General features: G+C 63.1%; 21 protein-coding genes, 1 tRNA gene and 1 pseudogene. 12 read left to right on the forward strand and 11 right to left on the reverse strand.

Annotated features, from left to right (window positions below; all coding sequences use genetic code 11):
* Window positions 1-2: 2 nt before the first annotated feature.
* The 3 genes from G6N73_RS15980 to G6N73_RS15990 all read left to right on the forward strand — a co-directional run bounded on the left by G6N73_RS15980 (window position 3) and on the right by G6N73_RS15990 (window position 1542).
* The gene (locus tag G6N73_RS15980) at window positions 3-494 is read left to right on the forward strand and encodes a GNAT family N-acetyltransferase (RefSeq protein ID WP_165029264.1); all 492 of its coding nucleotides are present in this window, start codon (window positions 3-5) and stop codon (window positions 492-494) included.
* A 96-nt stretch (window positions 495-590) separates the two neighbouring features.
* Window positions 591-989, forward strand: a complete 399-nt coding sequence (locus G6N73_RS15985; RefSeq protein ID WP_165029266.1) for an NADH:ubiquinone oxidoreductase subunit NDUFA12 — start codon at window positions 591-593, stop codon at window positions 987-989.
* A gap of 109 nt (window positions 990-1098) precedes the next feature.
* A complete protein-coding gene (locus tag G6N73_RS15990; RefSeq protein WP_246252097.1) occupies window positions 1099-1542 on the forward strand; it encodes a DUF2155 domain-containing protein in 444 nt (147 codons plus the stop codon).
* Window positions 1543-1594: 52 nt separating this feature from the next.
* Here the strand turns inward: G6N73_RS15990 and aat are convergent, their stop codons facing one another.
* From aat to G6N73_RS16020, 6 genes are all read right to left on the reverse strand, one after another.
* Window positions 1595-2212 carry a leucyl/phenylalanyl-tRNA--protein transferase gene (aat, locus tag G6N73_RS15995; protein ID WP_165029270.1) on the reverse strand — a complete coding sequence of 206 codons (618 nt, stop codon included), beginning with the start codon at window positions 2210-2212 and terminating at the stop codon, window positions 1595-1597.
* A 9-nt stretch (window positions 2213-2221) separates the two neighbouring features.
* A complete protein-coding gene (gene accC / locus G6N73_RS16000; RefSeq protein ID WP_165029273.1) occupies window positions 2222-3565 on the reverse strand; it encodes an acetyl-CoA carboxylase biotin carboxylase subunit in 1344 nt (447 codons plus the stop codon).
* Window positions 3566-3584: 19 nt separating this feature from the next.
* Window positions 3585-4052 carry an acetyl-CoA carboxylase biotin carboxyl carrier protein gene (gene accB / locus G6N73_RS16005; protein ID WP_165029275.1) on the reverse strand — a complete coding sequence of 156 codons (468 nt, stop codon included), beginning with the start codon at window positions 4050-4052 and terminating at the stop codon, window positions 3585-3587.
* A gap of 26 nt (window positions 4053-4078) precedes the next feature.
* Window positions 4079-4513, reverse strand: a complete 435-nt coding sequence (aroQ, locus tag G6N73_RS16010) for a type II 3-dehydroquinate dehydratase (protein WP_008838042.1) — start codon at window positions 4511-4513, stop codon at window positions 4079-4081.
* Between the two features lie 130 nt (window positions 4514-4643).
* Complete coding sequence (locus G6N73_RS16015) at window positions 4644-5465, reverse strand: DsbA family protein (RefSeq protein ID WP_165029277.1); 822 nt, start codon at window positions 5463-5465, stop codon at window positions 4644-4646.
* A gap of 50 nt (window positions 5466-5515) precedes the next feature.
* On the reverse strand, window positions 5516-6919 hold the full coding sequence (locus G6N73_RS16020; protein ID WP_165029279.1) for a M48 family metalloprotease: 1404 nt from the start codon (window positions 6917-6919) through the stop codon (window positions 5516-5518).
* A gap of 137 nt (window positions 6920-7056) precedes the next feature.
* On the opposite strand from G6N73_RS16020, the gene G6N73_RS16025 reads away from it, so the two are divergent.
* Together G6N73_RS16025 and G6N73_RS16030 are read left to right on the forward strand one after the other, a co-directional pair.
* Complete coding sequence (locus G6N73_RS16025; protein WP_165029281.1) at window positions 7057-8205, forward strand: pyridoxal phosphate-dependent aminotransferase; 1149 nt, start codon at window positions 7057-7059, stop codon at window positions 8203-8205.
* 11 nt (window positions 8206-8216) lie between these two features.
* Window positions 8217-9146, forward strand: a complete 930-nt coding sequence (locus G6N73_RS16030) for a glutaminase (protein WP_165029283.1) — start codon at window positions 8217-8219, stop codon at window positions 9144-9146.
* A 78-nt stretch (window positions 9147-9224) separates the two neighbouring features.
* Here the strand turns inward: G6N73_RS16030 and G6N73_RS16035 are convergent.
* Window positions 9225-12063, reverse strand: a pseudogene (locus G6N73_RS16035) (Rne/Rng family ribonuclease).
* A gap of 646 nt (window positions 12064-12709) precedes the next feature.
* Between G6N73_RS16035 and G6N73_RS16040 the strand changes: the two are divergent.
* From G6N73_RS16040 to G6N73_RS16060, 5 genes are all read left to right on the forward strand, one after another.
* Window positions 12710-13966, forward strand: coding sequence for an N-acetylmuramoyl-L-alanine amidase (locus G6N73_RS16040; RefSeq protein WP_206078890.1), 1257 nt, complete (start codon window positions 12710-12712; stop codon window positions 13964-13966).
* Between the two features lie 217 nt (window positions 13967-14183).
* Window positions 14184-16625, forward strand: a complete 2442-nt coding sequence (locus tag G6N73_RS16045; RefSeq protein WP_165029285.1) for a penicillin-binding protein 1A — start codon at window positions 14184-14186, stop codon at window positions 16623-16625.
* Window positions 16626-16751: 126 nt separating this feature from the next.
* Window positions 16752-17883 (forward strand): peptide chain release factor 2 gene (prfB, locus tag G6N73_RS16050; protein ID WP_165029287.1). Its coding sequence is split into 2 segments (ribosomal slippage): window positions 16752-16817 and window positions 16819-17883, totalling 1131 coding nucleotides; the frame shifts between segments, so codons are not numbered across the junction.
* 257 nt (window positions 17884-18140) lie between these two features.
* Window positions 18141-18494: a hypothetical protein gene (locus G6N73_RS16055; RefSeq protein ID WP_165029289.1), complete on the forward strand. Its 354-nt coding sequence runs from the start codon at window positions 18141-18143 to the stop codon at window positions 18492-18494.
* Between the two features lie 303 nt (window positions 18495-18797).
* Window positions 18798-19454: a YiaD family glycine zipper/OmpA-like lipoprotein gene (locus G6N73_RS16060; RefSeq protein ID WP_165029291.1), complete on the forward strand. Its 657-nt coding sequence runs from the start codon at window positions 18798-18800 to the stop codon at window positions 19452-19454.
* Between the two features lie 81 nt (window positions 19455-19535).
* On the opposite strand, the gene G6N73_RS16065 is transcribed toward G6N73_RS16060, so the two are convergent.
* Window positions 19536-21110, reverse strand: a complete 1575-nt coding sequence (locus G6N73_RS16065; RefSeq protein ID WP_165029293.1) for a DEAD/DEAH box helicase — start codon at window positions 21108-21110, stop codon at window positions 19536-19538.
* Window positions 21111-21367: 257 nt separating this feature from the next.
* Window positions 21368-22141: an NAD kinase gene (locus G6N73_RS16070; RefSeq protein WP_165029295.1), complete on the reverse strand. Its 774-nt coding sequence runs from the start codon at window positions 22139-22141 to the stop codon at window positions 21368-21370.
* A gap of 133 nt (window positions 22142-22274) precedes the next feature.
* Here G6N73_RS16070 and G6N73_RS16075 point away from each other — a divergent pair, with 133 nt between their 5' ends.
* Window positions 22275-22679: a GFA family protein gene (locus G6N73_RS16075; protein ID WP_165029297.1), complete on the forward strand. Its 405-nt coding sequence runs from the start codon at window positions 22275-22277 to the stop codon at window positions 22677-22679.
* Between the two features lie 16 nt (window positions 22680-22695).
* On the opposite strand, the gene G6N73_RS16080 is transcribed toward G6N73_RS16075, so the two are convergent.
* A tRNA-Thr gene (locus G6N73_RS16080) sits at window positions 22696-22771 on the reverse strand.
* Window positions 22772-22935: 164 nt separating this feature from the next.
* Here G6N73_RS16080 and G6N73_RS16085 point away from each other — a divergent pair.
* On the forward strand, window positions 22936-23097 hold the full coding sequence (locus G6N73_RS16085; RefSeq protein WP_165029299.1) for a hypothetical protein: 162 nt from the start codon (window positions 22936-22938) through the stop codon (window positions 23095-23097).
* Window positions 23098-23135: 38 nt separating this feature from the next.
* On the opposite strand, the gene bhcR is transcribed toward G6N73_RS16085, so the two are convergent.
* On the reverse strand, window positions 23136-23972 hold the full coding sequence (gene bhcR / locus G6N73_RS16090) for an HTH-type transcriptional regulator BhcR (protein ID WP_165029302.1): 837 nt from the start codon (window positions 23970-23972) through the stop codon (window positions 23136-23138).
* Window positions 23973-24028 lie beyond the last annotated feature (56 nt).

Consider the following 24028-nt stretch of genomic DNA (forward strand, 5'->3'; position numbering starts at 1 on the left):
GAATGTTCGTGCGCACCGCCAGCGAGCGCGATCTCGCCGCGGTGCGGGCGCTTCTGGTCGAGACCTGGCACGCCACCTACGACGCGATCTATGGCGTCAAGCGGGTGACGGAAATCACCGACGACTGGCATTCGATAGCCTCGCTGAAGGCGCGAATGGGGCGGCCCAATTCGGAATTTCTGGTCGCGGACGACGGCAAGACGATCGGCGGCATGGCCTATGCGGCTGCCACGACAGATCCCAAGCTGGTGATGCTGCACCAGCTTTACGTGCGTCCGTCTTTTCAGGGGACGGGCATCGGAAAGATGCTCCTGGATGAGATCGAGGACAGTTTTCCTGATGCGCGCATGCTCCGTCTTGAAGTGGAGGCAGAGAACGCTTCTGCGCTGGCGTTTTACCGCGCCAACGGTTTCGTCCAGGCAGGCGAGACCGCCAATTGCGGCGGCCCGCAATCCGGCATACCGGCCATGGTTCTGGAAAAGGCGCTCGATTGATCGCTTCGGGACCTGGTGCGACGGCGGAACACTTGCCATCATCGCCGCCGAAAGCCATAAGCGGGCGTGCACGAAGCGCGGCGACAGGGTAGTTCGATGAAGAAATTCCTCCTGCAGTTTTTCACTTGGTGGAACGGCCAGACCCTGGGAACGCGTTTCCACACATGGCGGCATGGCGCCGAGGTCGGCCGCGACGAATTCGGCAACATCTACTATGAAGGCGGCACCGATTCGGAAGGCCGCACGCGTCGCTGGGTCATCTACGCCGATCAGGCCGAAGCATCCATGATCCCGCCCGGCTGGCATGGCTGGATTCACCACCGGGTCGACGTTGCGCCGTCGCAGGAGAATTACGCCGCCCGCGAATGGCAGAAGCCGCATCTGCCCAACCTGACCGGCAGCGCCGCCGCTTATCGGCCGAAGGGTTCACTTTTGTCCGGCGGCCACCGCCCGCAAGTTACCGGCGACTACGACGCCTGGACGCCCGGCGGTTGAGGCCGGACCGAGCGGTGGTGTTTTCTCGCCACAATTGGCGGCTACTCGCTTGGTCGTCACGGGCCTCGGCGCGCGACAGAATCACGGCCGCAAATTCCGGTACTTCCGAATGACCAAATCCAGCCTGATCCCGCTTGCAAAACGCGCCGCATACGCACTTGCCGCGTCTGCGGTAATGGCTATTGCCTGGCTTTCGCCGGCGGCAGCCGAGCGCATCAACAATCCTGTCGCCGAGTTCACCGGCGTCGACAAGATCACCGGCCGTATCATCACGTTCGACGTCTATATCGACGAGACCGTTCAGTTCGGGGCGCTGCAGGTGACGCCGCGCGTTTGCTATTCGCGGCCCGACACGGAAGAGCCCAAGACCGATTCGTTCGTCGAGGTCGACGAGATTACGCTGGACCGCAAGATCAGGCGGATATTCACCGGCTGGATGTTCGCGGAGAGCCCCGGCCTGAACGCGGTCGAGCACGCCGTCTATGACGTCTGGCTGAAGGCCTGCAAGCAAAAGTCGGACGTGCCTGCGCCTGAAGCGGCCAAGACGAATTAGGCCCCGCGCAAGCCCGGGATTCACCAGAGGCAGCCGTTTTCCGAGTGTCCCGTCAGGGATAAAACACCGCTTCGCCCTCCAGCGCTTCCTCCAGCATTCTCTCGTATTTGCCGCGCGGCACGTCGATCGCCCCGAAGCGTTTCAAATGCTCCGTCGTGAACTGCGTGTCGAGGAGCACAAAGCCGCGCTCGCGCAGGCGCTCGACCAGCCGCACGAGGCAAGCCTTGGAGGCGTCGGCTTCCCTGGAGAACATGCTTTCGCCGAAGAAGACGCGGCCGAGCGTCACTCCGTAGAGCCCGCCCACAAGCTCCCGGTCATGCCACGCCTCGACCGAATGGCAGTGGCCTCGCTCGAACAGTCCGATATAGGCTTCACGGATCGGCTGGTTGATCCAGGTCGACTTGCGCTCTTCCCGGGCTTCGGCGCAGGCGTCGATCACGCCGGCGAAGGCGCAGTCGAAGCGGATCTCGAAACGACCCCTGCGCATCGTTTTGCGCAGGCTCCGAGGAATGTGGAACGTGTCCAGCGGAATGATGCCGCGCGTTTCGGGCCTGACCCAGAAGACTTCCGGGTCGCTCGCGCTCTCGGCCATCGGAAACACGCCCGACGCATAGGCTTTCAGGAGCAGGTCGGTCGGGATGCGGTAGCCGGGCGCGTATGGTCGGGTCATCGACCGCGATTATACCGTCTCCGCCAGGTGTTTTTCCAGCCAGTGGATGTCGTAGTCGCCATTGGCGATGTCGGCATTGCCGACGAGATCGCGGAACAGCGGCAGCGTGGTCTTGATGCCGTCCACGACGAATTCGTCCAGGGCGCGACGCAGCCGCATCATGCATTCCACCCGGTTGCGGCCATGCACGATCAGCTTGCCGATCAGGCTGTCGTAATAGGGCGGAATTCGGTAGCCGGAATAGACGCCCGAATCGACGCGGATGCCGAGGCCGCCCGGCGTATGGAAATGCGTGATCGTGCCCGGCGACGGGGTGAATGTGCGCGGATCCTCGGCATTGATGCGGCACTCGATGGCATGGCCCAGGAAACGCACTTCGTCCTGGCGCACCGATAGCCCGCCGCCCGACGCGACCCGGATTTGCTCGTGCACCAGATCGATGCCGGTGATCGCCTCCGTCACCGGATGCTCGACCTGCAGTCTGGTGTTCATCTCGATGAAGTAGAACTCGCCGTCCTCATAGAGGAATTCGATCGTGCCGGCGCCCGAATAGCCGAGATCGGCGATTGCCCTGGCGCAGGTCTCGCCGATCCGGGTGCGCTGCTCCTCGTTGAGGGCTGGCGAATTCGCTTCTTCCCAGACCTTCTGGTGGCGGCGCTGCAGCGAACAATCGCGCTCGCCGAGGTGGATGCCCTTGCCTGCGCCGTCGCCGAAAACCTGAATCTCGATGTGGCGCGGTTTTTCGAGAAACTTCTCGATATAGACCTCGCTGTTGCCGAAGGCAGCGCCGGCCTCGCTGCTGGCCGTCTGCAGCGCCCGGATCAGATCTTGTTCGGTGCGCGCGACCTTCATGCCGCGGCCGCCGCCGCCGGCCGAAGCCTTGATGATCACGGGATAGCCGATTTCGGCGGCGATGCGTTTGGCCTCGCCTTCATCGGACACCGCGCCCTCGGAGCCGGGGACGACCGGAATGCCGAGGCGCTTGGCGGTGCGCTTGGCTTCGATCTTGTCGCCCATGACGCGGATATGGTCGCCCGACGGGCCGATAAAGGTGATGTTGTGGGCGGCCAGTATGTCGGCGAACTTGGCGTTTTCGGACAGGAAGCCGTAGCCCGGATGCACCGCATCCGCGCCGGTGATCTCGCAGGCGGCGACGATCTGATGGATGTTGAGATAGCTGTCGCGCGAGGGCGGCGGGCCGATGCAGACGCTTTCGTCGGCCAGGCGAACATGCATGGCGTCGGCATCGGCGGTCGAGTGGACGACGACCGTCTTGATGCCGAGTTCCTTCGCCGCGCGCAGGACCCGAAGGGCGATCTCACCGCGATTGGCGATCAGGATTTTCTGGAACATGAGGTGCGGCTTCCCGGGGCTACTCGATGACTACGAGCGGCATGCCGAATTCCACCGGCTGGCCGTCTTCGATAAGGATCGCGGTCACCGTTCCCGAACGCGGCGAGGGAATCTGGTTCATCGTCTTCATCGCCTCGATGATCAGCAGCGTCTGGCCCTCCTTGACTTGCTGTCCCACATCGATGAACGGCTTTGCATCGGGCGAGGGGGCCAGATAGGCGGTGCCAACCATCGGCGAGGGCACTGCGTTCTTCGACAGGTCGGCGACAGGGGCCGGGGCCTGCACGGGCGCCGATGGCGCGGGGGCCGGCGCGTGATGAAGGACCGGCGCGGGCGCATGGACGCTGTGAACGGCCTGCGCATGGCGCGACACGCGCACCTTCAGATCGTCCAGCTCGACCTCGATCTCGGTGAGATTCGTGTCGTTCAGGATACCGGCGAGATCGCGGATCAGCTGCTGGTCAACACCGGTCTTCTTTGTCGACATGTCGGAACCTTTTCCTGTTCTGTCTGTCACAGCCGCGCCGCCAGCGCCTGAAGTGCCAGAGTATAGCCTAGCGGACCGAAGCCGCAGATCATGCCGGTCGAGACGGGCGCAATCATCGATGTGTGCCGAAACGCCTCGCGGGCATGAATGTTCGAAAGATGCACTTCCGCGACCGGCAAAGGCGAAACCGAGCGGATCGCGTCATGTATGGCGATGGAGGTGTGGGTATAGGCGCCTGCATTGATGACGATGCCGGCCGCCTTCTCGCCTGCCTCCTGGATCCAGTCGACCAGATCGCCTTCATGGTTTGACTGGCGAAAAACGATCTCCAGCCCCAATGCCGCGCCGGCCTTCCTGCAATCCTCCTCGATGCCGGCCAGCGTCGTTCCGCCATATATGCCGGGTTCCCGCTTGCCGAGCGCGTTGAGGTTGGGACCGTTCAGGATGAAAATCGTTTTCAATATATGCACCTTTCGCCGCACCAGAAGGCATCTGGCGCGCCGGGACTTCTATAATGGGCATAGAGCGCCGCGAAAAGAGCGCAAGCAGCTTCTTTCTCTGTCCACAGCGGCGGGCGTCGAAACCGCCCGATTAGCAGGTAGCGGCCTCGATGCAGGTCTTGGCGGCCGCGATCTTCTCGGTCAGGACATCCTTGCCGAGCGCGCCGAACACGACCTCGTTGCCAACGACATAGGACGGCGTTCCGGTGATCGCAAGGCGATTGGCGAGTTCATAGGTTTGGGAGAACGCCTTGGTGATCTCGGGGTTCTTCATCTCCTCACGCAGCCTGGCCTCATCGACGCCGAGCGACAATGCAATCTTGATCGCGCTGTCTTCGCTGGCGCGGCCGGCTCCGCCGAGCAGCGCATTGTGGAACTCGCCGTATTTTTCAGGCGCCAGCGCGCGGAACGCCATCGAGACGACATGGGCCTTCTGAGAGTCCGGGCCGAGGATGGGGAATTCCTTGAGCACGAAGCGCAGTTCCGGATCCGCCGCGGTCAGCGCCAGCATGTCTTCCTGAGCGCGTTTGCAGTAGGCGCAATTGTAATCGTAGAACTCGACGATCGTGACCTTGCCGTTCGGATTGCCGACGACGCCGTCATAGGCGGAGTTGAAGATCTCGGCCTTGGCTTCCTTGATCACCTGCAGGTGGGCGACGCGCTGCTCTTCCTGCTGCTTGGTTTCGAGCGCCTGCTGCACCTCGATCATCAATTCGGGGTTCGACAGGAGGTATTCGCGCACGATCGTCTCGACCTGCTTCCGGTCGAGTTGCGTCTCGGCCGCGGCGACCGTCACCACCTGCGGTGCATCTTCAGCCTTGGCGATTTGCGGCTTGCCGGCAACGAAGCCCGCCGCCAGCAACCCGAAAGCCACGGCGACGCCGGCTGTTCCCAACAAAAGTGCCTTGTTCATGTTCGTTTCCTCTGGAGTTTCCGTTCAGTCGTCCGACCGGCGCTGAAAGTTCATTTCTTTTTGCTCGGCATCTTGTAGTTAATAATGTCCTGGGCGCGAACCCAACCTGGCGCGCCGCGCTTGAATCTCTGCTGGGCGCGGGCCGCGAAGATTTTCGCATCCTTGTATGCGCCGCGATAGAAATGCCCTTCGGCGGTCGCAAGTTCCGCTTCCGGAATCTCGCCGAGCTGACCATAGGCCTGCGCGAGGTAGCGATAGCCAGAACTGTTCTCGCGGTCCCGCTGAAGTCCCTTCTTGATCTCGGCGACCGCCTTCTTCAGCGAAGCCGGATCGCCGACCGCGATCAGCGCCTGGCCAAGCGAAATCGGCAGGATGCCGGATTTGACGGGGTCCAGCCGCACCGCGGTGGTGTATGCGCCGACCGCGTCCGCCGGACGGTTGGCCTTCATCAGTATGTCGCCGCGCAATTCGTGGAAATACGGGTTATTGGGCTGCGCCTTGATCAGCGCGTCTGCCTTGCCGAGCGCCGATCGCGGATTGCCGTACATGTAGGTGGCCATCGCATCGCCATACTGCGCCGGCAGGCCCTGCGGGTTCTTGCGGAACAGCCGCGCCGCCGCCGACTGACCCTGCGTGTAGACGGCGATCTTAGCGCGCATCATGTCGTGGCGCTGCTGCAGCGTCGACGAATCCGCGCGGTCGTAATTGGGGCTGTTCTTCGCCAGTTGCTCGAGATTGGCGATGCGCTCGCGCGGCATAGGATGGCTGACCTGATAGGGATCGACGCGCGACCCGGAAAGCGCCAGCGCATTCTGGAAGCGCTGGAAGGTCTTCAGCATGCCCTTGGCCGACTGTCCCGTCGCCTCGAGATAGGTGATCGCCGAGCGGTCGGCCGTGGTTTCCTCCGAGCGCTGGTAGCCAAGCAGCCCGCGCCGCGCCATCTCGCCGCCGCCAACTGCGAGGCCGCCGCCGGCCCGGGCGAGTTCACCGGAGTTCGCGGCCGCGCCGGCAACCACCGCGCCGATGCCGAGCAGTCCGGCCACGACCGCCATGGTCTGGGCGCGAGCCAGTTGTTCGCGCAGGCGCTCCTGGTGGCCGCCGGCTATGTGGCCGGCCTCGTGCGCTATGACCCCGATGATCTCATTGGGGGTCTCCGATTGCAGCAGCGCGCCGGTATTGATGAACATGCGCCGCCCGGCCACGAAGGCGTTGAAACGGGTGTCGTTGATCAGGATGATGTCGATGCCGGATTTGGAAAGGCCGGAGACCTTGAGGATCGGCCGCGCATAGTCGCGGACCAGCGCTTCGATTTCGGCATCGCGCACGACCGGCAGATTGGCCTGGGCCGAGGCGCTGCCTGAGGCTGTCACGCTCACGGCGAGAGCAAGCGACACCGCTGTCAGCGCTCGCGTCGTTTTGGCCAGTTTTGCAAAGATCGGAAATCGTGCGTGCATAGCGGGAACCACTGGTAAACGAGCCATGGTGGGATGAAAAGTCGAAGCGCCGCATTTCATGAACTTGTGATCCCCACATCAATCGGGCATTTGTGCGGCGCGTTGCCTGGGGCGCATATGAAGGAATAGTGCGGAACATGGCGGTTTCACTCTCCCGGCGCGGCGATGTCGAGCCCTTCCACGCGATGGACGTGCTCGCCGAAGCCAATCGGCTGAAGGCGCTCGGCAAGCCGGTGATCTCAATGGCGGTCGGGCAGCCGTCGGACCCGGCGCCGACGCTGGTCCGCGAGGCCGCGGCAAGCGCGCTGGTCGACGGCCGCATCGGCTACACAGACGCGCTGGGCACGGCCGAATTGCGCAGCGCCATAGCATCCCACTATCAGGAACATTACGGGCTTGAAGTGCCGGCGGCGCGGATTGCCGTGACCACCGGATCCTCGGCAGCATTCAATCTGGCGTTTCTGGCGATGTTCGACACCGGCGACCGCGTCGCCATCGCCGCGCCCGGCTATCCGGCCTACCGCAACATCATGAAAGCGCTCGGCCTCGATGTCGTCGAGATCGAACTCGAAGGCGCTGCCTATCTCCACGCCGAGCACCTTCGGGCGGCGCATGCCGAAAAGCCGCTCAAAGGGGCACTTTTCGCCAGCCCGGCCAATCCGACGGGAGCCGTGATTCCGGCGGACGACCTCGAAGTGCTCGTCCGGACGGCCGAGGAACTTGGAATCGCATTGATTTCCGATGAGATTTACCACCGGCTGGCCTATTCGGCGCCCGATACCACGGCGCTCGCCTTCAGCGGCGACGTGACCGTCATCAACTCATTCTCGAAATACTATTGCATGACCGGCTGGCGGATCGGCTGGATGGTTCTGCCGGAAAAGCTCGTCCGCCCGGTCGAACGCATCCAGCAGAGCCTCTACATCTCCGCGCCCGAACTGTCGCAGATTGCCGCGGCGCAGGCGTTCCGGGCAACCGACGAGCTGGAGGCGGTCAAGGCGCGCTATGCCTGGAACCGCGATCTCTTGATGCAAAGGCTCCCGGAACTCGGCTTTGCTCTGGCAGCGCCGATGGACGGGGCATTCTATGCCTATTGCGACGTTTCCCGGCTGACCAATGACAGCATGGAATTTGCCCGCGCGATGCTGGCGGAGGCGCATGTCGCGGCAACGCCGGGCCATGATTTCGATCCGCTCGCCGGCCAGCGCTTCATGCGCTTCTCCTATGCCGGAAGCCATGACGATATGACCGAAGCGCTGGATCGCATCGGCCGATGGCTCGCATGACGGAAGCGCCAATGCCTGAAATCGAAGCCGTGCTCCCGGATATCGCTGCCGAGATGGCCGCTCGCGCCGATCGCGGTGACGTCGCAACCTACATTCCGCAACTCGGCAAGGTTGATCCACGAAAATTCGGCCTGACTGTCGCCATGGTGGACGGACGCGTGTTTTACGCAGGCGATGCCGACGAAGCGTTTTCGATCCAAAGCATATCCAAGGTGTTCACGCTGACCTTGGCGCTCGGCAAAGTCGGCGATGCGCTGTGGCGAAGGGTAGGGCGCGAGCCTTCGGGAAATCCGTTCAATTCGATCGTCCAGCTTGAGCAAGAGCACGGTATACCGCGCAATCCGTTCATCAATCCTGGCGCGATCGTCGTTTCGGACGTGCTGCTGGCGGGGCATCAGCCGCGTGAGGCGATTGGCGAAATCCTGCGCTTCGTGCAGTTCCTGGCCGACGATGAAACGGTGTTCATCGACCGTGAGGTCGCTGCGTCAGAGCGGGCGACCGGCCACCGCAACTTCGCGCTCGCCAATTACATGCGTTCCTTCGGCAATCTTGACCATGCAGCCGAACTCGCGCTCGGCGTCTATTTCCACCACTGCGCCATCGCCATGACGTGCCGCCAACTGGCGTTGGCCGGCCGGTTTCTGGCCTGCGATGGCCACAATCCGGCGACCGGTCATTCGGTTGTCTCAGCCGAGCGGGCGAGGCGCATCAACGCGCTGATGCTGACTTGCGGCCATTATGACGGATCAGGCGACTTCGCATTCAGGGTCGGCATTCCGGGCAAGAGCGGCGTCGGCGGCGGCATCCTCGGCGTCGTTCCGGGCGTTGCGTCGATGGCAGTCTGGTCGCCCGGCCTCAACGCCGCCGGAAATTCCAGGCTTGGATCGATCGCGCTGGAAAAGCTCGCCAAGGCGATGAACTGGTCGATCTTTTCGCCTTGAGCCACCAGCGCGCCAAAGAAAAGGCCCGCATCGCCGTCCGCGGTGCAGGCCCCTTTAGTTATTCAGCATAAATGCTTATCAGAAAAAGCTTTTTCGCTGCCACCATCCAGCCTTTTTCGGCTTTTCGTCGGCGGATTCGATCTCTTCCTCGCCAGTCGACGACACGAGCTTGACGACTGGCGCGACCGGCTTTTCATCTGCCGTATCGGACGTTTCTGCCGGATCGGCGGCCGCTTCGACCGGTTCAGCGGCCTTGCGCCGCGGGGCGCGCGGCTTCTTCGGCTTTTCTTCGGCCGGCACGGCAACCGCTTCCGGCTCGGCTATCGCCGGTTCCGCGGAAACAGTTGCTTCCGCAGCCTCTTCAGCCTTCACCTTTTTCGGCCTTGCGGCGCGTCGAGGCTTCTTGGGCTGTTCGTCTACAGCGGCGACCTCCTCGGTCGGTGTCGCAACGACGGCAGCGTCTTCCGTCACCTGCTCCGACAAAGCCTCGACGGCTGCGGGCTCCGCCGCAAACGTCTCGTCCTGCTGCTCCGCTCCGTCCTCGTCGCGCCGGTTGCGCTTGCCACCGCGCTTGCCGCGGCGGCGCTTCTTGCGGTCGACATCCTCGCCGCCTTCCCCGGCAGCCTCGGCTGCTACGGGTTCAGCCGTCTCAGCGGCCTCGGCGCGATCTTCGTCGCTAGCGGCCACAACATCCTGCGTCGCCGCGCCTTCTACATGCGTGACATCGCGGTCGCGATCCTTGCCGCCGCGCCGTCTGCGGCGCTTGCGGCGCTTGCGGTCGCGTTGCTCGCCGGTTTCGGCTCTCTGGATCGGCTGTGCGGGCCGTTCTTCGGCCGCGGTCTCGACGACTTCTTCCTCTTCCTCGACGATTTCGTCCTCCGGCTCGTCATAGACAGGAGCGGGCAGGGGCGCGAGACCGCCAACAGGCTTCTCGGCGACTGCGCCACGGAAGATCGCGTAATGCTGCGCGCCGACCGTGTCGTCCATCTCGATCGTGATCGTCAGGCCGAAGCGCGCCTCAAGTTCGGCAAGGGTGCTGCGCTTGTGGTTGAGCACGTAGAGCGCGGTCGAGGTCGGGGTGCGCACCGTAATGTGGTTGCGCGAATCCTTGATCAGGAATTCCTGCGATGGCCCGGACCACCAGCAGCGCCACGGACGATTCCGAACGCACATGCCCGGTTCCGCCGCAATGCGGGCAGGGCTTCATCGTCGATTCGAGCACGCTGGCGCGGATGCGCTGGCGCGACATCTCCATCAGGCCGAAATGCGAGATGCGGCCGACCTGGATGCGCGCGCGATCGTTCTTGAGGCAATCCTTCAGGCGCTTCTCGACCGCACGGTTGTTGCGGTTCTCCTCCATGTCGATGAAGTCGATGACGATCAGGCCCGCGAGATCGCGCAGCCGAAGCTGCCGGGCGACTTCCTCGGCCGCTTCGAGATTGGTGTGGAGCGCGGTTTCCTCGATCGAATGCTCCTTGGTTGAGCGCCCGGAGTTCACGTCGATCGCAACCAGCGCCTCGGTCTGGTTGATGATGATGTAGCCGCCTGACTTCAGCGTCACCTGCGGCTGAAGCATCCGGTCGAGTTGCGCCTCGATGCCGTTGCGCACGAAGATCGGCGTCGTGTCGCGATAGGGCTGCACCACCTTTGCATGGCTCGGCATCAGCATGCGCATGAAGTCCTTGGCTTCACGGTAGCCGTCTTCGCCCGAGACCAGAACCTCGTCGATATCCTTGTTGTAGAGATCGCGCACCGAACGCTTGATCAGGCTGCCTTCCTCATAGACGAGGGCGGGCGCGGTCGACTGGAGCGTCAGCGTCCTGACCGTTTCCCAGAGCCGCATCAGATATTCGTAGTCGCGCTTGATCTCTGCCTTGGTGCGGCTTTCGCCGGCGGTGCGCAGGATGACGCCCATGCCCTGCGGCACTTCGAGATCCTGCACCACTTCCTTCAGGCGCTTGCGGTCCTGGGCATTGGTGATCTTGCGCGAAATGCCGCCGCCGCGAGCGGTGTTCGGCATCAGCACCGAATAACGTCCGGCGAGCGACAGATACGTGGTCAGGGCCGCGCCCTTGTTGCCGCGCTCTTCCTTGACCACCTGCACCAGCAGGATCTGCCGGCGCTTGATGACTTCCTGGATCTTGTAGTGGCGGCGCACCGGCTTGCGGCGGTTGCGGACCTCCTCGAGCGCGTCTTCGGCGCCGACCGATTCGATCTCATGCTCGTCGCCATTGGATCCGGGCACTTCTTCGAGCACGCCGCCGCGATCGTTTTCCGTCAGGCTCGACTTGGAAATTTCCTCGGAAACGACGTGGGCGTCCGCCGTGGCGGCCATCGCAATGTTGGTTGCGTCGTCCAGAGCGGCATCCGGCGAAATTTCTGCGGCTTCGGCATCGGCTGCGCTGCCGTCATCTCCGGCGACCGGCTCGGCCAGGCCGGCATCGTCGTCTGCGGCAAGCCTCTCATCGGTCTCGTCGTCGCCCGCGGCTTCGCCGTCTTCGCCGCTCTCAGCGGCGGATCGCACTTCGCCGCTGCGGTCGCGGTTCTTGCCGCCGCGCCTGCGGCGACGTCCGCGATTACGGTCGTGGCGGTCTTCGCCTTCGCCGTCCTCGTCGTTCTCCTCCTCGGCCGCCTCGGCTTCCGCGCGAAGCAGCGCCTGACGGTCCGCAACCGGGATCTGGTAGTAGTCGGGGTGAATTTCACTGAAGGCGAGGAAACCGTGCCGGTTTCCGCCATATTCGACAAAGGCTGCCTGAAGGGAGGGTTCTACCCGCGTGACGCGGGCGAGATAGATGTTTCCTTTGAGCTGCTTCTTATCCTGGGATTCAAAATCGAATTCTTCGATACGGTTACCGTGAACAACGACGACCCGTGTTTCCTCCGGGTGGGAGGCGTCTATTAGCATCTTGTTGGGCATTATTTCTTTTCCCGCCGGATGCAGCCAGCGAGCCCGGAAGCGGCGAAATGCGCCTCTCCGACCCCGTCAATCGCTGCATTCCGGACATATTAGCGTCCGCGGGCCGCTGCCTGGACGCCATGGCGGTGCCGCCCGCTGCCGAACCGGCGCGGTAACCTGCGGACCTTTCCATGATTGCGCCTGAAGCCATCGCGTAACCTTGCGGAACCATTTGAACCAAAGCCCGGAAAAACCGGACCAGCTGTTTGCTCGTACAGAGCCGGCGCGGAGTTGTCGTTCCGGCCGTTTTCCTCGACGTCGGGGTTCACGTTGCCGCAAACACCGCGACGAAATCCGTCGCGATCACCTTCGGCCTTATCGCAGGATGCGATTGAAGCCGTATTCGTCGCCTTGGCTAGTTGTGGAAAGCGGAGGCGACGGGCCTCGGGGCATTGCAGTGATCCAATGTCGCTTTTATGATTTGGCGGCGCTTATAGCAACCCCGTTTTCGGACGCCGGCAAAAGCCATGCCGCTGCGGAAACGCCGGACAAAAAGGCTTGGTTAACCTTATCTGGATACCAATCGTTAAGCGATATCGAGCCTAACCGACGCGCGGCCGGGAGGCGGTCGCTGAACCGGCGGCAAATCGGGAGCAGGGTGGCTGGAATGCATTTTGAAAGCATGAGGACGAGGCAGGCTACCCGCAATCTGCCGTTGCGTGGCGCTGCCCGTAGCTTGATGCTCGCCTTGTTCTTGGCTTTGCAGGCCGCGTTATCCTTCGCCGAAGCCGCGCCGCTGGAAGCACGTGATTTCAAGATGGCCGGCGATGCAACGCGCATGCGTGTGGTCCTGAATTTCGACGGCGAACCCAACCCCCAATGGCTTCTGTTGCGCGCGCCGCATCGTCTCGTCCTGGATCTCCCGGAGACGAAATTCCTTTTACATCCCGATGAGTTGAAGGCGGCCGGTTTGGTCAAGGATGTGCGCTACGGGCACCTGCAAGAGGGCAAATCGCGGCTGATTCTAACATCGAAGGGACCATTCACCGTCGAGAGGCTTGACGTCCTGAAGAACGAAGACGGGCCAGGATATCGGCTGGTGGTGGATCTTATCGCCGCGTCTGACAGGCAATTCGAGGAGGCGCTCGCGGTGCAGTCGCAGACCACCGGCGCAACAGTCGCCACCCCGAAGAGCGATCGCCTGGGCAAGGCTCCCGCCGCCGCCGATGCGGCGCGGCCCTTTACTATTGTCATCGATCCCGGACATGGCGGCATCGACGGCGGAGCCAAGGGCAGCAGCGGGACGGAGGAGAAGACGATCACGCTGGCCTTTGCGCTGGAACTGAAGGCGAAGCTCGCCTCCACCGGCAAATACGACGTGCACATGACCCGGCAGAAAGACGAGTTCCTGCGCCTCGACGATCGGGTGCGAATCGCACGCCAGCACGAAGCGGATCTGTTCATATCCATTCATGCCGATACGATCCGCCTGAAGGGCATTCGCGGCGCGACCGTCTACACCGTTTCAGATAAGGCATCCGATGAGGAGGCCGAGGCGCTGGCGATACGCGAAAACCTGTCGGATCAACTCGCCGGAATGGAGATCGAGGGCGAGAAACAGGAGGTCGCCGATATTCTGGTCGATCTGATCCGCCGCGAGACGCACAGTTTCTCGATCCGGTTCGCCCGTTCGCTGATCGGCGAGTTGTCGAACAGCGTCGGACTGATCAACAATCCTCATCGCTTCGCCGGCTTCAAGGTGCTCAAGGCGCCGGACGTGCCTTCTGTCCTGGTCGAGCTTGGCTATATGTCGAATCCCAAGGACGAGGCGCAATTGCGCGACCCCGACTGGCGTGGCAAGGCTGCGACGAGCATCTCCAACGCCATCGCAGCTTTTGCCGCGGCACGATCGGTAGGCGGGTGATGTCCGGGCTTTCCGTGACAACCTGTTGCGCCGGGCGTTGCGTCGACGCCACACCACGTAGTTTAATCGCGAAGATTTTCACCACCCTCGTCATGTTGCCGCATTTTATCCACATCGGCGCGACAAGGCTGAACGCTATCGGATCGGGCATGGTTCCGCGACTTGCGGTTGTCTCTGTTTTTGCGGAGGGAAATCCCGATCTCGGACTGGAGCGGGCATGATTCGGCTTATAGGTTACTTCTTCGGCATCGGCACGATGCTGGCGCTTCTGGTGGCGGGCGGCATTGCCGTCTATGTCGGCAATCTGACCAAGGGGTTGCCGGATTACGAGGTGCTCGCCAGCTACGAGCCGCCGGTGACGACGCGGGTCCACGCGTCAGACGGCGCGCTGATGGGTGAGTTCGCGCGCGAGCGCCGCCTTTATCTGCCGATCCAGGCCGTGCCCGACCGCGTCAAGGCTGCTTTCCTTTCAGCGGAAGACAAGAATTTCTACTCGCATCCGGGCGTCGATTTTGAGGGCATCATCCGTGCCGCCGTTGTCTATTTGAGAGGCGGGCCTATGACGGGCGGCTCGACGATCACGCAGCAGGTTGCAAAAAACTTTCTCCTGACCAATGAGCGGTCGCTGGAGCGCAAGGTCAAGGAGGCGGTCCTGTCCTTCCGCATAGAGCAGGCCTATTCCAAGGACCGGATTCTCGAGCTCTATCTCAACGAGATTTTCTTCGGCCTGGGCTCGTACGGCATTGCCGGGGCGGCACTCACCTATTTCGACAAGTCGGTAAGCGAATTGACGGTCGCGGAAGCCGCCTATATGGCGGCGCTACCCAAGGGGCCGTCGAACTACCATCCGTTCAAATATACCGACCGCGCGACCGAACGCCGTAACTGGGTGATCGACCAGATGGTCGCCAACGGCTATGTCTCACGCGAGGAAGGCGACAAGTCCAAGGCCGAACCGCTCGGCGTTACGCCCCGCCGCGGCGGAACCTACCTCTTCGCCGGCGAGTATTTCACGGAGGAAGTGCGCCGCGAAATCATCGCCCGCTATGGCGAGGACGCGCTTTACGAGGGCGGATTGTCGGTCCGCACCACGCTCGACCCGAAGATGCAGCTTGTCGCGCGCAAGGCCATGCAGAATGGCCTGTTGAAATACGACATGCTGCGCGGCTATCGCGGCCCGGTCACGACGATCGACATTTCCGGCGACTGGGCCGTGCCGCTCGGCGAGGTCAAGAACCTCGACGACGTGCCGGAATGGCGGCTGGCGGTGGTGCTCGAAAGCTCCGATGCCGGCCTGACAGTCGGCCTTCAGCCCAAGCGCAAGGCATCCGGAGCGCTCGATGATAAGCGCGAGCAGGCGACGGTCGCCAAGGAAGACATGAGCTTCGCCATGCGCCATGTCGTCGACGGCAAGCGCGTCAAGGCGGATTCACCGGCCGACGTGCTGAAACCTGGAGACGTGGTCTTCGTCGAAAAGAAGGAAGGCGAGGACGGCTATATGCTGCGCCAGCCGCCGGAAGTATCGGGGGGCATGGTGGCGATGGATCCCCATACCGGCCGCGTGCTCGCCATGGTCGGCGGCTTCTCCTATTCGCAGTCCGAGTTCAACCGCGCAACGCAGGCGATGCGCCAGCCGGGCTCTTCGTTCAAGCCGTTCGTCTATGCCGCCGCGCTCGACAATGGCTATACGCCGGCGTCGGTCATCATGGATGGGCCGATCACCATCAGAATCGGAAACGAGGTCTGGTCGCCGAAGAATTATGACAGCAAGGCGGCCGGTCCGTCGACGTTGCGCGCTGGCATCGAGCGTTCGCGAAACCTCATGACGGTGCGGCTCGCCAATGACATGGGCATGAAGCTGGTGGCCGAATACGCCGAGCGCTTCGGCGTCTACGACAAGATGCCGCCTCACATCGCCATGTCCCTCGGCTCGGGCGAAACCACCGTCATGCGCATGGTCTCCGCCTATTCGGTGATGGCCAATGGCGGCCGGCAGATCAAGCCGTCGCTGATCGATAGGATCCAGGACCGCTACGGCAAGACCGTGTTCAAGCATGACGAGCGCGGCTGCGAAAGCTGCGTGGCGGAGGAGTGGGCCGAGCAGGCTGAGCCGGAACTGATCGACAATGCCGAGCAGGTGCTCGATCCGATGACCGCCTACCAGATCACCTCGATGATGGAGGGCGTCGTCACCCGTGGCACCGCCGTTACGGTATCGGAGCTCGGCCGTCCGATCGCCGGCAAGACCGGCACGACCAATGACGAGAAGGATACCTGGTTCATGGGCTACACGCCCAATCTGGTGGTCGGCCTCTATATGGGATTCGATCAGCCGAAAACCTTGGGCAAAGGCTCGACCGGCGGCGGTCTTGCGGCGCCGATCTTCAAGGAATTCATGGCCGAAGTGCTCAAAGGCGTTCCGCCGACTGAATTCCAGGTGCCCGAGGGCATGAAGCTCATCGCCATCAACCGCAAGACCGGCATGCAGGCCGGCGAGGGCGAGCCCGGAACGATCATGGAAGCCTTCAAGCCCGGCACCGGCCCCGCCGACAGCTATTGGGTCATCGGCATGGGTGAGGACGGCGGCTCGATCACTGGCGAAGCGCTATCGCCGCAGGCCAGCAAGGCCATCCAGACGGGCGGCGGCGGCCTTTACTGATCTCCAACCCGCATCGAATAAATGGGCCGGCCCGCGCCGGCCCATTTTGCTTTACAGCCCGCGGACGCCTCCCTATGTTCCGCGCCAACCCGAACCGGCATCACAATATCAGGACAAATACCTGCCATGCGCGCTGAAACGGAAAAGCTCGTCGACGAAATCAAGCAGGCCATAAGCCTGCTGAGGAGGCATCTTTGACTGGGACGAGGCCCTGAAACGTCTCGAATATCTCAATATGCGCGCGGAGGATTCGAGCCTCTGGAACGACCCGCAGGAAGCGCAGAAATTGATGCGCGAACGCCAGAACCTTGATGACGGTATCACTTCCGTCAAAAGGCTGTCGCAGGCGCTTGCCGACAATGTCGACCTCATTGAAATGGGCGAGGAGGAGGGCGACGCCGACATCATCGCCGAGGCGGAAACCGCCATCCGTTCGCTTTCCGGGGAGATCAAGGCCCGCCAGATCGAGACCCTGCTTTCGGGCGAAGCCGACGCCAACGACACCTATCTCGAAGTTCACGCCGGCGCCGGCGGCACGGAAAGCCAGGACTGGGCGTCGATGCTGCTGCGCATGTACACGCGCTGGGCCGAACGGCGGCGGTTCAAGGTCGAGGTGCTGGAAGTCCACGACGGCGAAGAGGCAGGCATCAAGTCCGCCACTGTGATGATCAAGGGCCACAATGCCTATGGCTGGCTGAAGACCGAGTCCGGCGTCCACCGGCTGGTGCGTATCTCGCCCTATGACTCGAACGCCCGCCGCCACACGTCGTTCGCCAGCGTCTGGGTCTATCCGGTCATCGACGATTCCATCGACATCGACGTCAGCGAATCCGATGTGCGCATCGACACCTACCGCGCGTCGGGCTCGGGTGGCCAGCACGTCAACACCACCGACTCGGCCGTGCGCATCACGCATCTCGCGACCGGAATCGCGGTCGCCTGCCAGGCCGAGCGCTCGCAGCACAAGAACAAGGCGAAGGCCTGGGAGATGCTGCGCTCAAGGCTATATGAGGAAGAGCTCAAGAAGCGCGAGGCCGCCGCAAGCGCGACCGAGGCGGCCAAGACCGATATCGGCTGGGGCCACCAGATCCGCTCCTATGTGTTGCAGCCCTACCAACTGGTGAAGGATCTGCGCACCGGAGTGGAAAGCACCAGCCCTTCCGATGTGCTTGACGGCGACCTCGACGATTTCATGGAAGCGTCGCTGTCGCATCGCATCGAAGGTTCGGCCGGGCAGCCCGTCGCCGACATAGATTGACCCTTCCGCCACGCGGCGGAGGAGAAGCATCGACGAATTTCAGCCGCGGACGCACCTGGCTCAAGCCTCCTCCAAGGGGCGGGAGCGGGGTCGCTCAGTCTTGACCGGGATTGTCGGATAAGAACATGCCGCCGCCGCTCGGGGTCCAGGGAACCGGAAGTGGGCAATCACGTTAAGATGCTGGTAACCACATGGGCGCAAGCTCAGGTGACCACTTAGGTGCAGCTTCTGGGAGGAGGCAACTGTGGAAAACAACCATGTTTTGCTCGATACTCCCCTCCTTGCCCGCCGGTCTGGCCGGTGCGGCCGCATCTCTCATCCTGTCCTTGTCAGTTCCCGCATTCGCCCATGACGCGATACCGACCGCCGCGCAACCGAACGGCTGGAAATATCCATTCTCCTGCTGTTCGGGTTACGATTGCCGCGAAGTGCCCGGCAAGGCGATCAGCGAGCGCCCGGAAGGCTATGTCATAGAAGGCACGGGCGAAGTCGTCGCATATTCCGATGCGCGCCTGAAAAATTCGCCGGACGGCCAGTTCCACTGGTGTTCGGTGGCCGGCGCCAGCGACGGCAGGACCATCTGCCTGTTCGTTCCGCCGCGTTCGTACTGAGCACGTCGCCATCCTGGACCGACGCCGTCAGGATGGACCGGTGATGGTCGGCTGGGTTATCCCAAGGCGTGAACCTCGCGCATCATCGGAAAGACGTGGCTTGGCGATTATCGGAAGCTGCCACTGCGCAGTCGAAGTGGTGGTGATCGACGGCAAGAACCTCTGGGGACAACCTGTCCGCCTTGGCGGCCGGAATCGCGGGCGAGCATTGACCGCTTTTCGCCGCAATTCATGTTACAAGCAAATCCGAAGGGCGGCGCGACTCGCGAGCCTGCGGGGACAATTCAGGAGAGGGATCACCGAATGAGCAGAAAATGGATTGCCGCGCTGGCCGCGACGGCGTTTTTGGGCGCGTGCACGACGGACCCGTATACCGGCGAGCAGAAGGTTTCCAACACGGCGGGCGGCGCGGCACTCGGCGCCGGCCTTGGCGCGCTGGCCGGCATGGCGGTGGGCGGCAGCTCCAACGCGCAGCGCAACGCGGTGCTGATCGGGGCGGGCGTCGGCGCGCTGGCCGGCGGCGCGATCGGCGCGACCATGGACCGCAATGAGGCCGAACTCAGGGCGCAGCTCCAAGGCACTGGCGTCAGCGTCACACGCGCCGGCGACCAGATCATCCTCAATATGCCGTCCGACATTACCTTCGGCGTCGACCAGGATTCGATCAAGCCGGGATTCTATCAGACCCTGAACTCGGTCGCCCTGGTGCTCAACAGATACCAGCAGACGATCGTCGATGTGTTCGGCCACACCGATTCGACCGGCAGCGCCGAGCACAATCTCGACCTGTCGCAGCGCCGGGCTTTGTCGGTTGCCAATTATCTGAGCGCTCAGGGCGTCGATTCGCGGCGCTTCGCGGTCACCGGCTTCGGCAAGACGAGGCCGATCGCCTCGAACGCCACGGCCGAGGGACGGGCCCAGAACCGCCGCGTGGAAATCCAGCTTTCGCCGCTGACCTGATTTCAGGTGCGGCCAAAGCGCCGAAACAGAAAAGGCCCGCATCACTGCGGGCCTTTTTCATTTTTGCGAAAGCGGTGAGTATCAGACCTTGCCGGCGACCCGCATGAAGGCCGGCATATCGTCGCCAAACCCGACCGTTCCGTCATTGTCTTCCTGGCGCTGGCGGGCATTCCGATCGTCCCGGCGCGGGCGTTCCTGGCGGTCGCCGCGCGGCTGATCGGCGCGTTCCGGCCGGGCCTTGCGCTCGGCATTCTCCGCCTTGATTGCGTCCCTGCGGGCGGGCCGTTCGTCATTGTCGGCGATCACCGGCTCGGAACGGAGTTCCGGCTGATGCTGCGCTTTTTCCTCGGCGGGCTTGGGTTCCGCGGAGCGCGGGCGGCGTTCGCCGCGCGGCTTGCGCTCGCCGTCGTCCTTGCGGCCGCTGCGGCGGGGCGCGCCGGCTCCGCGCCCGCGGCGCGGCGCCTCGTCCTCGGACTCGGATGCAACGACCGTCGAAAGATCGCCGTCGTGCCACTCGATCTTAAGCCCGGTCAACCTCTCGATGGCGTCGACATACTTCGTATCGGACTTCGTGACGATGGTGAAAGCCTTGCCCAGCCGTCCGGCGCGGCCGGTGCGGCCGATGCGGTGGACATAATCCTCGGCGTGGATCGGCACATCGTAATTGAAAACGTGGCTGACCTCGGGAATGTCGAGCCCGCGCGCCGCGACATCCGAGGCGACGAGCAGCTTCAGCTTGCCGTCGCGGAAATTGGACAGCATCTGCATGCGCGCGCGCTGGTCCATGTCGCCATGCAGCGCGCCGGCGTCGAAATCGTACTTGACCAGCGAGCGGAACAGTTCGGCGACTTCGACCTTGCGGTTGCAGAAAATGATCGCGTTCTTCAGCCCGTCGGCTTCGGCATTGATGAGGTTGCGCAGCGTTTCGCGCTTGTCCCACGGCTTTGGTCCGGACTTGACCAGCCGCTGGGTGATGTTGGTGCCGGTCGAGGCAGCCTTGGAAACTTCCACGCGCACCGGCGCGTGCAGGAATTTCTCGGTCAGCTTGGTGATTTCCGGCGGCATCGTCGCCGAGAAGAACAGCGTCTGGCGCGTGAACGGGATCATCTCGCAGATGCGCTCGATGTCGGGGATGAAGCCCATGTCGAGCATGCGGTCGGCCTCGTCAATGACGAGGATTTCCACGCCGTTCAGCAGCAGCTTGCCGCGCTCGCGATGATCGAGCAGGCGGCCCGGGGTCGCGATGAGCACGTCCGCGCCGCGCTCCAGCTTCTTTTCCTGCTCGTCGAAAGACACGCCGCCGATGAGGAGCGCGATGTTGAGCTTGTGGTTCTTGCCGTAGCGGGTGAAGTTTTCCTCGACCTGCGCGGCGAGTTCGCGCGTCGGCTCCAGGATCAGGGTGCGCGGCATGCGGGCGCGGGCGCGGCCCTTTTCGAGCCGCGTCAGCATCGGCAGCACGAAGGAGGCGGTCTTGCCGGTGCCGGTCTGGGCGATGCCGAGCACATCCTTGCCCTGCAAGGCGTGCGGAATCGCGCCGAGCTGGATAGGGGTCGGCACGGTGTAGCCCGCGTCGGTGACTGCGGAAAGGACTTTCGGCGACAGGCCGAGGTCCGCGAAGGTCAACGCTTCTTGAGCGATCTGGTTGTCTGAGGACAAGTTTCTTGGCTGCTTTGGCTGGTTAGGGGCGCGGCGGGATTGTCCGCGGCAGACGGAGGCCGACTGCGATATTGCATCGCGATATGCCTAAGTCCACGATTTGTCAACCGAACTCGGCTTTGCTGGAGCATTGGCCGTGTTCCTATGCTTAATCGCCCACGTTTTCATCTCTTCGACCGCTTAATGCGACATGGATGGCAAGGTTCCGCAACGTCACCCGTTTTCTTCCGCCTTCCGGCATTCAGGAGATCTGCCGCTCAGTAGCGGAATTGCTCCGTCAGGATGCGCTCGTTCCAGGAGTGGCCGGCGTCGAAGAGCAACGTAGCGGTTGCATCCCGCGATTCCCGCACGGTGACGGTGACCACCGACTTCACCTCGGTGTGGTCAGCAACCGCATTCACCGGACGCTTGCCGTGCTCCAGCAAGTCGAAACGAACGACGGAGTTCTTCGACACCAGCGCACCACGCCAGCGGCGGGGCCGGAACGGGCTGACCGGGGTGAGGGCGAGCAGGGGCGCGTCCAGCGGCAGGATCGGGCCGTGGGCGGAGAGGTTGTAGGCGGTCGAGCCCGCTGGCGTCGCCACCATCACGCCATCGCAGACCAGTTCCTCGAGCCGGATGTTGCCGTCGATGGTGATGCGGACCTTGGCGGCCTGGTAGGACTGGCGAAACAGCGACACCTCGTTGATGGCGAGAGCGTGCGCGGTCGAGCCGTCGGCGCCGATCGTGTCCATCTCCAGTGGCCGGATTGTCTCGGCTGCCGCAGCGGCGATGCGCTCGGGCAGTTCGTCCTCATGATATTCGTTCATCAGGAAGCCGATGGTGCCACGGTTCATGCCGTAGACCTGCTTGCCGGTGCTCATCGTCTCGCGCAGCGTCTGAAGCAGAAAACCGTCACCGCCGAGCGCCACGATCACGTCGGCCTGGTCGACCGGAGTGTGCCCGTAGCGTGCGGATAGGCGCGCGGCAGCCTGCTCGGCGTCGGCCGCGTCCGACGAGGTGAAAGCAAATGTCTTCCTGGCCTTGTTCATCGATCCGGCCTTTTGCCCTCGCCACGCCGCAAGCGGGGTAGCATGCGGCCCGCCATCTGCAAAGGGAGCCCCTTCTTCGAAGTGGCATTCGCGGTTAACATCCGGGAAGTTGCTTCCAGAGGAGATCCCGCGCATGAGGATAGACGGTTCATGTCATTGCGGTCACGTGCGTTACGAGGCGACCGTCGACCCACAAAAGGTCACCATCTGCCATTGCACCGATTGCCAGGTGCTCACCGGCACAGCGTTTCGCGTCACCGTTCCCGTGCCCGAAAGCCAGTTCAGGCTGACGGCCGCGGAGCCGAAAAACTACATAAAGACGGCCGAAAGCGGCGCAAAGCGCGCGCAGGCATTCTGCCCCGAATGCGGCTCGCCGATCTACGCGACGTCGGTAGGCGAAGGGCCGAAGGTTTATGGCGTGCGCGTCGGTACGGCGAGGCAACGCGACCAGCTCGTGCCGACGCGCCAGGTCTGGCACAGATCGGCGCTGCACTGGCTGCCTGACCTGAACGAGATCGAGGCTATCGAGAAAGGCTGACGGGCGGGCAGAGTGCTGGTGCCCCCGGACGGGATCGAACCGCCGACCTTCGGTTTACAAAACCGCTGCTCTACCAGCTGAGCTACAAGGGCGCGGGGCTCCGGTTATCATATCTGCTGCGCCAGTAAAGACCAAAGTCGCGACTGGAATCGGGCGCAGGCTGCGCTCGGCCGTTGAAAGCGGCGTGCCCGACTACAAATCCGCCCGATATCCACCATATCAAATGCGAGTGAACACGGTTCCGTGGAGCCAGCCAATGCTGAAATTGGTCGTCATCGCCCTGTTCGTGGTCGTGATCTGGGTTCTGCTTCTGAAGCTTTTCAACAGCAAGCGCCCTGTGGACTGGAACGGCATCGCCTTCGCGATCGGCTTCATCGCGCTCGCCTTTTACCTGCGCCACTTGACCGGCATGGGGTAAGCCGAAAGGCGGCGCCAGCCGCCCTTCTCGGCGTTGTGTTACACAGGGGGTGAATCCTTCAGCGCGAAGCCGCCGATCATGCCGGTGATTTCGGCCGCCGCATCGCGCACCAGCGGACCGACCGCGGCAAGGCGCTCCGCCGTGATACGCACCGTCGGTCCCGATACCGACACGCCCCCGATCGGTTCGCCGAACTCGTTGAAGATCGCGGCGGCAACGCATCGCATGCCGGGGTGCCGCTCCTCGTCGTCGACCGACCAGCCGCGCTCCCTGATTTCGGCAAGATCGCACGCCAGCGCCGCCGGACTGGACAGAGTCTTTTGGGTAAAACTTTCGAGGCCGGTCTTTCGAATGATCGCAGCGACCCGGTCCTGTGGCAGATGCGCCAGGACCGCCTTGCCTATGCCCGAGGCGTGGAATGAACTGCGCGTGCCCGGCCGGAAGAAGGCGCGGATCGCCTGATGCGTCTCGACCTGGCTAACGAAGACCACGCAATCATCCTCCGCCACGCCGAGATTGGCGGTTTCCCCGGTCTTTTCCATCAGATCCTGCATGACCACCCGCGCACGGTCGACGAGCTTGCGGCGGCGCAGGAAGGCCGCGCCCATGCGGTAGGTCTCGACCCCGATCGACCAGAGCTGGTCGGTGCGATCGAACTCGACCATGCCGTGCGCCTCCAGCGTGGTCAGCATGCGATAGGCTGTCGAGGCGGCGAGGCCGGATCTGGCCGCGATCTCGCTCAGCGAAAGGCCGCTGCCTTCGGCGACGATGGCCAATATGCGCAATGCGCGGTCGAGCGACTGGACCGGGCCGGCGTCCGGAGAGGGGCTGAAGGCGCGCGGGCGGCCGCGCTGGCGTTTTTCGATAGCGTCCATGGACGAAGCATAAAAAAATATTTCACGATTTGGAACAGGGTAAATACTGAAAAACC

Origin of the sequence: Allomesorhizobium camelthorni (genome assembly GCF_011045125.1) — a bacterium.
Classification (GTDB): domain Bacteria; phylum Pseudomonadota; class Alphaproteobacteria; order Rhizobiales; family Rhizobiaceae; genus Allomesorhizobium; species Allomesorhizobium camelthorni.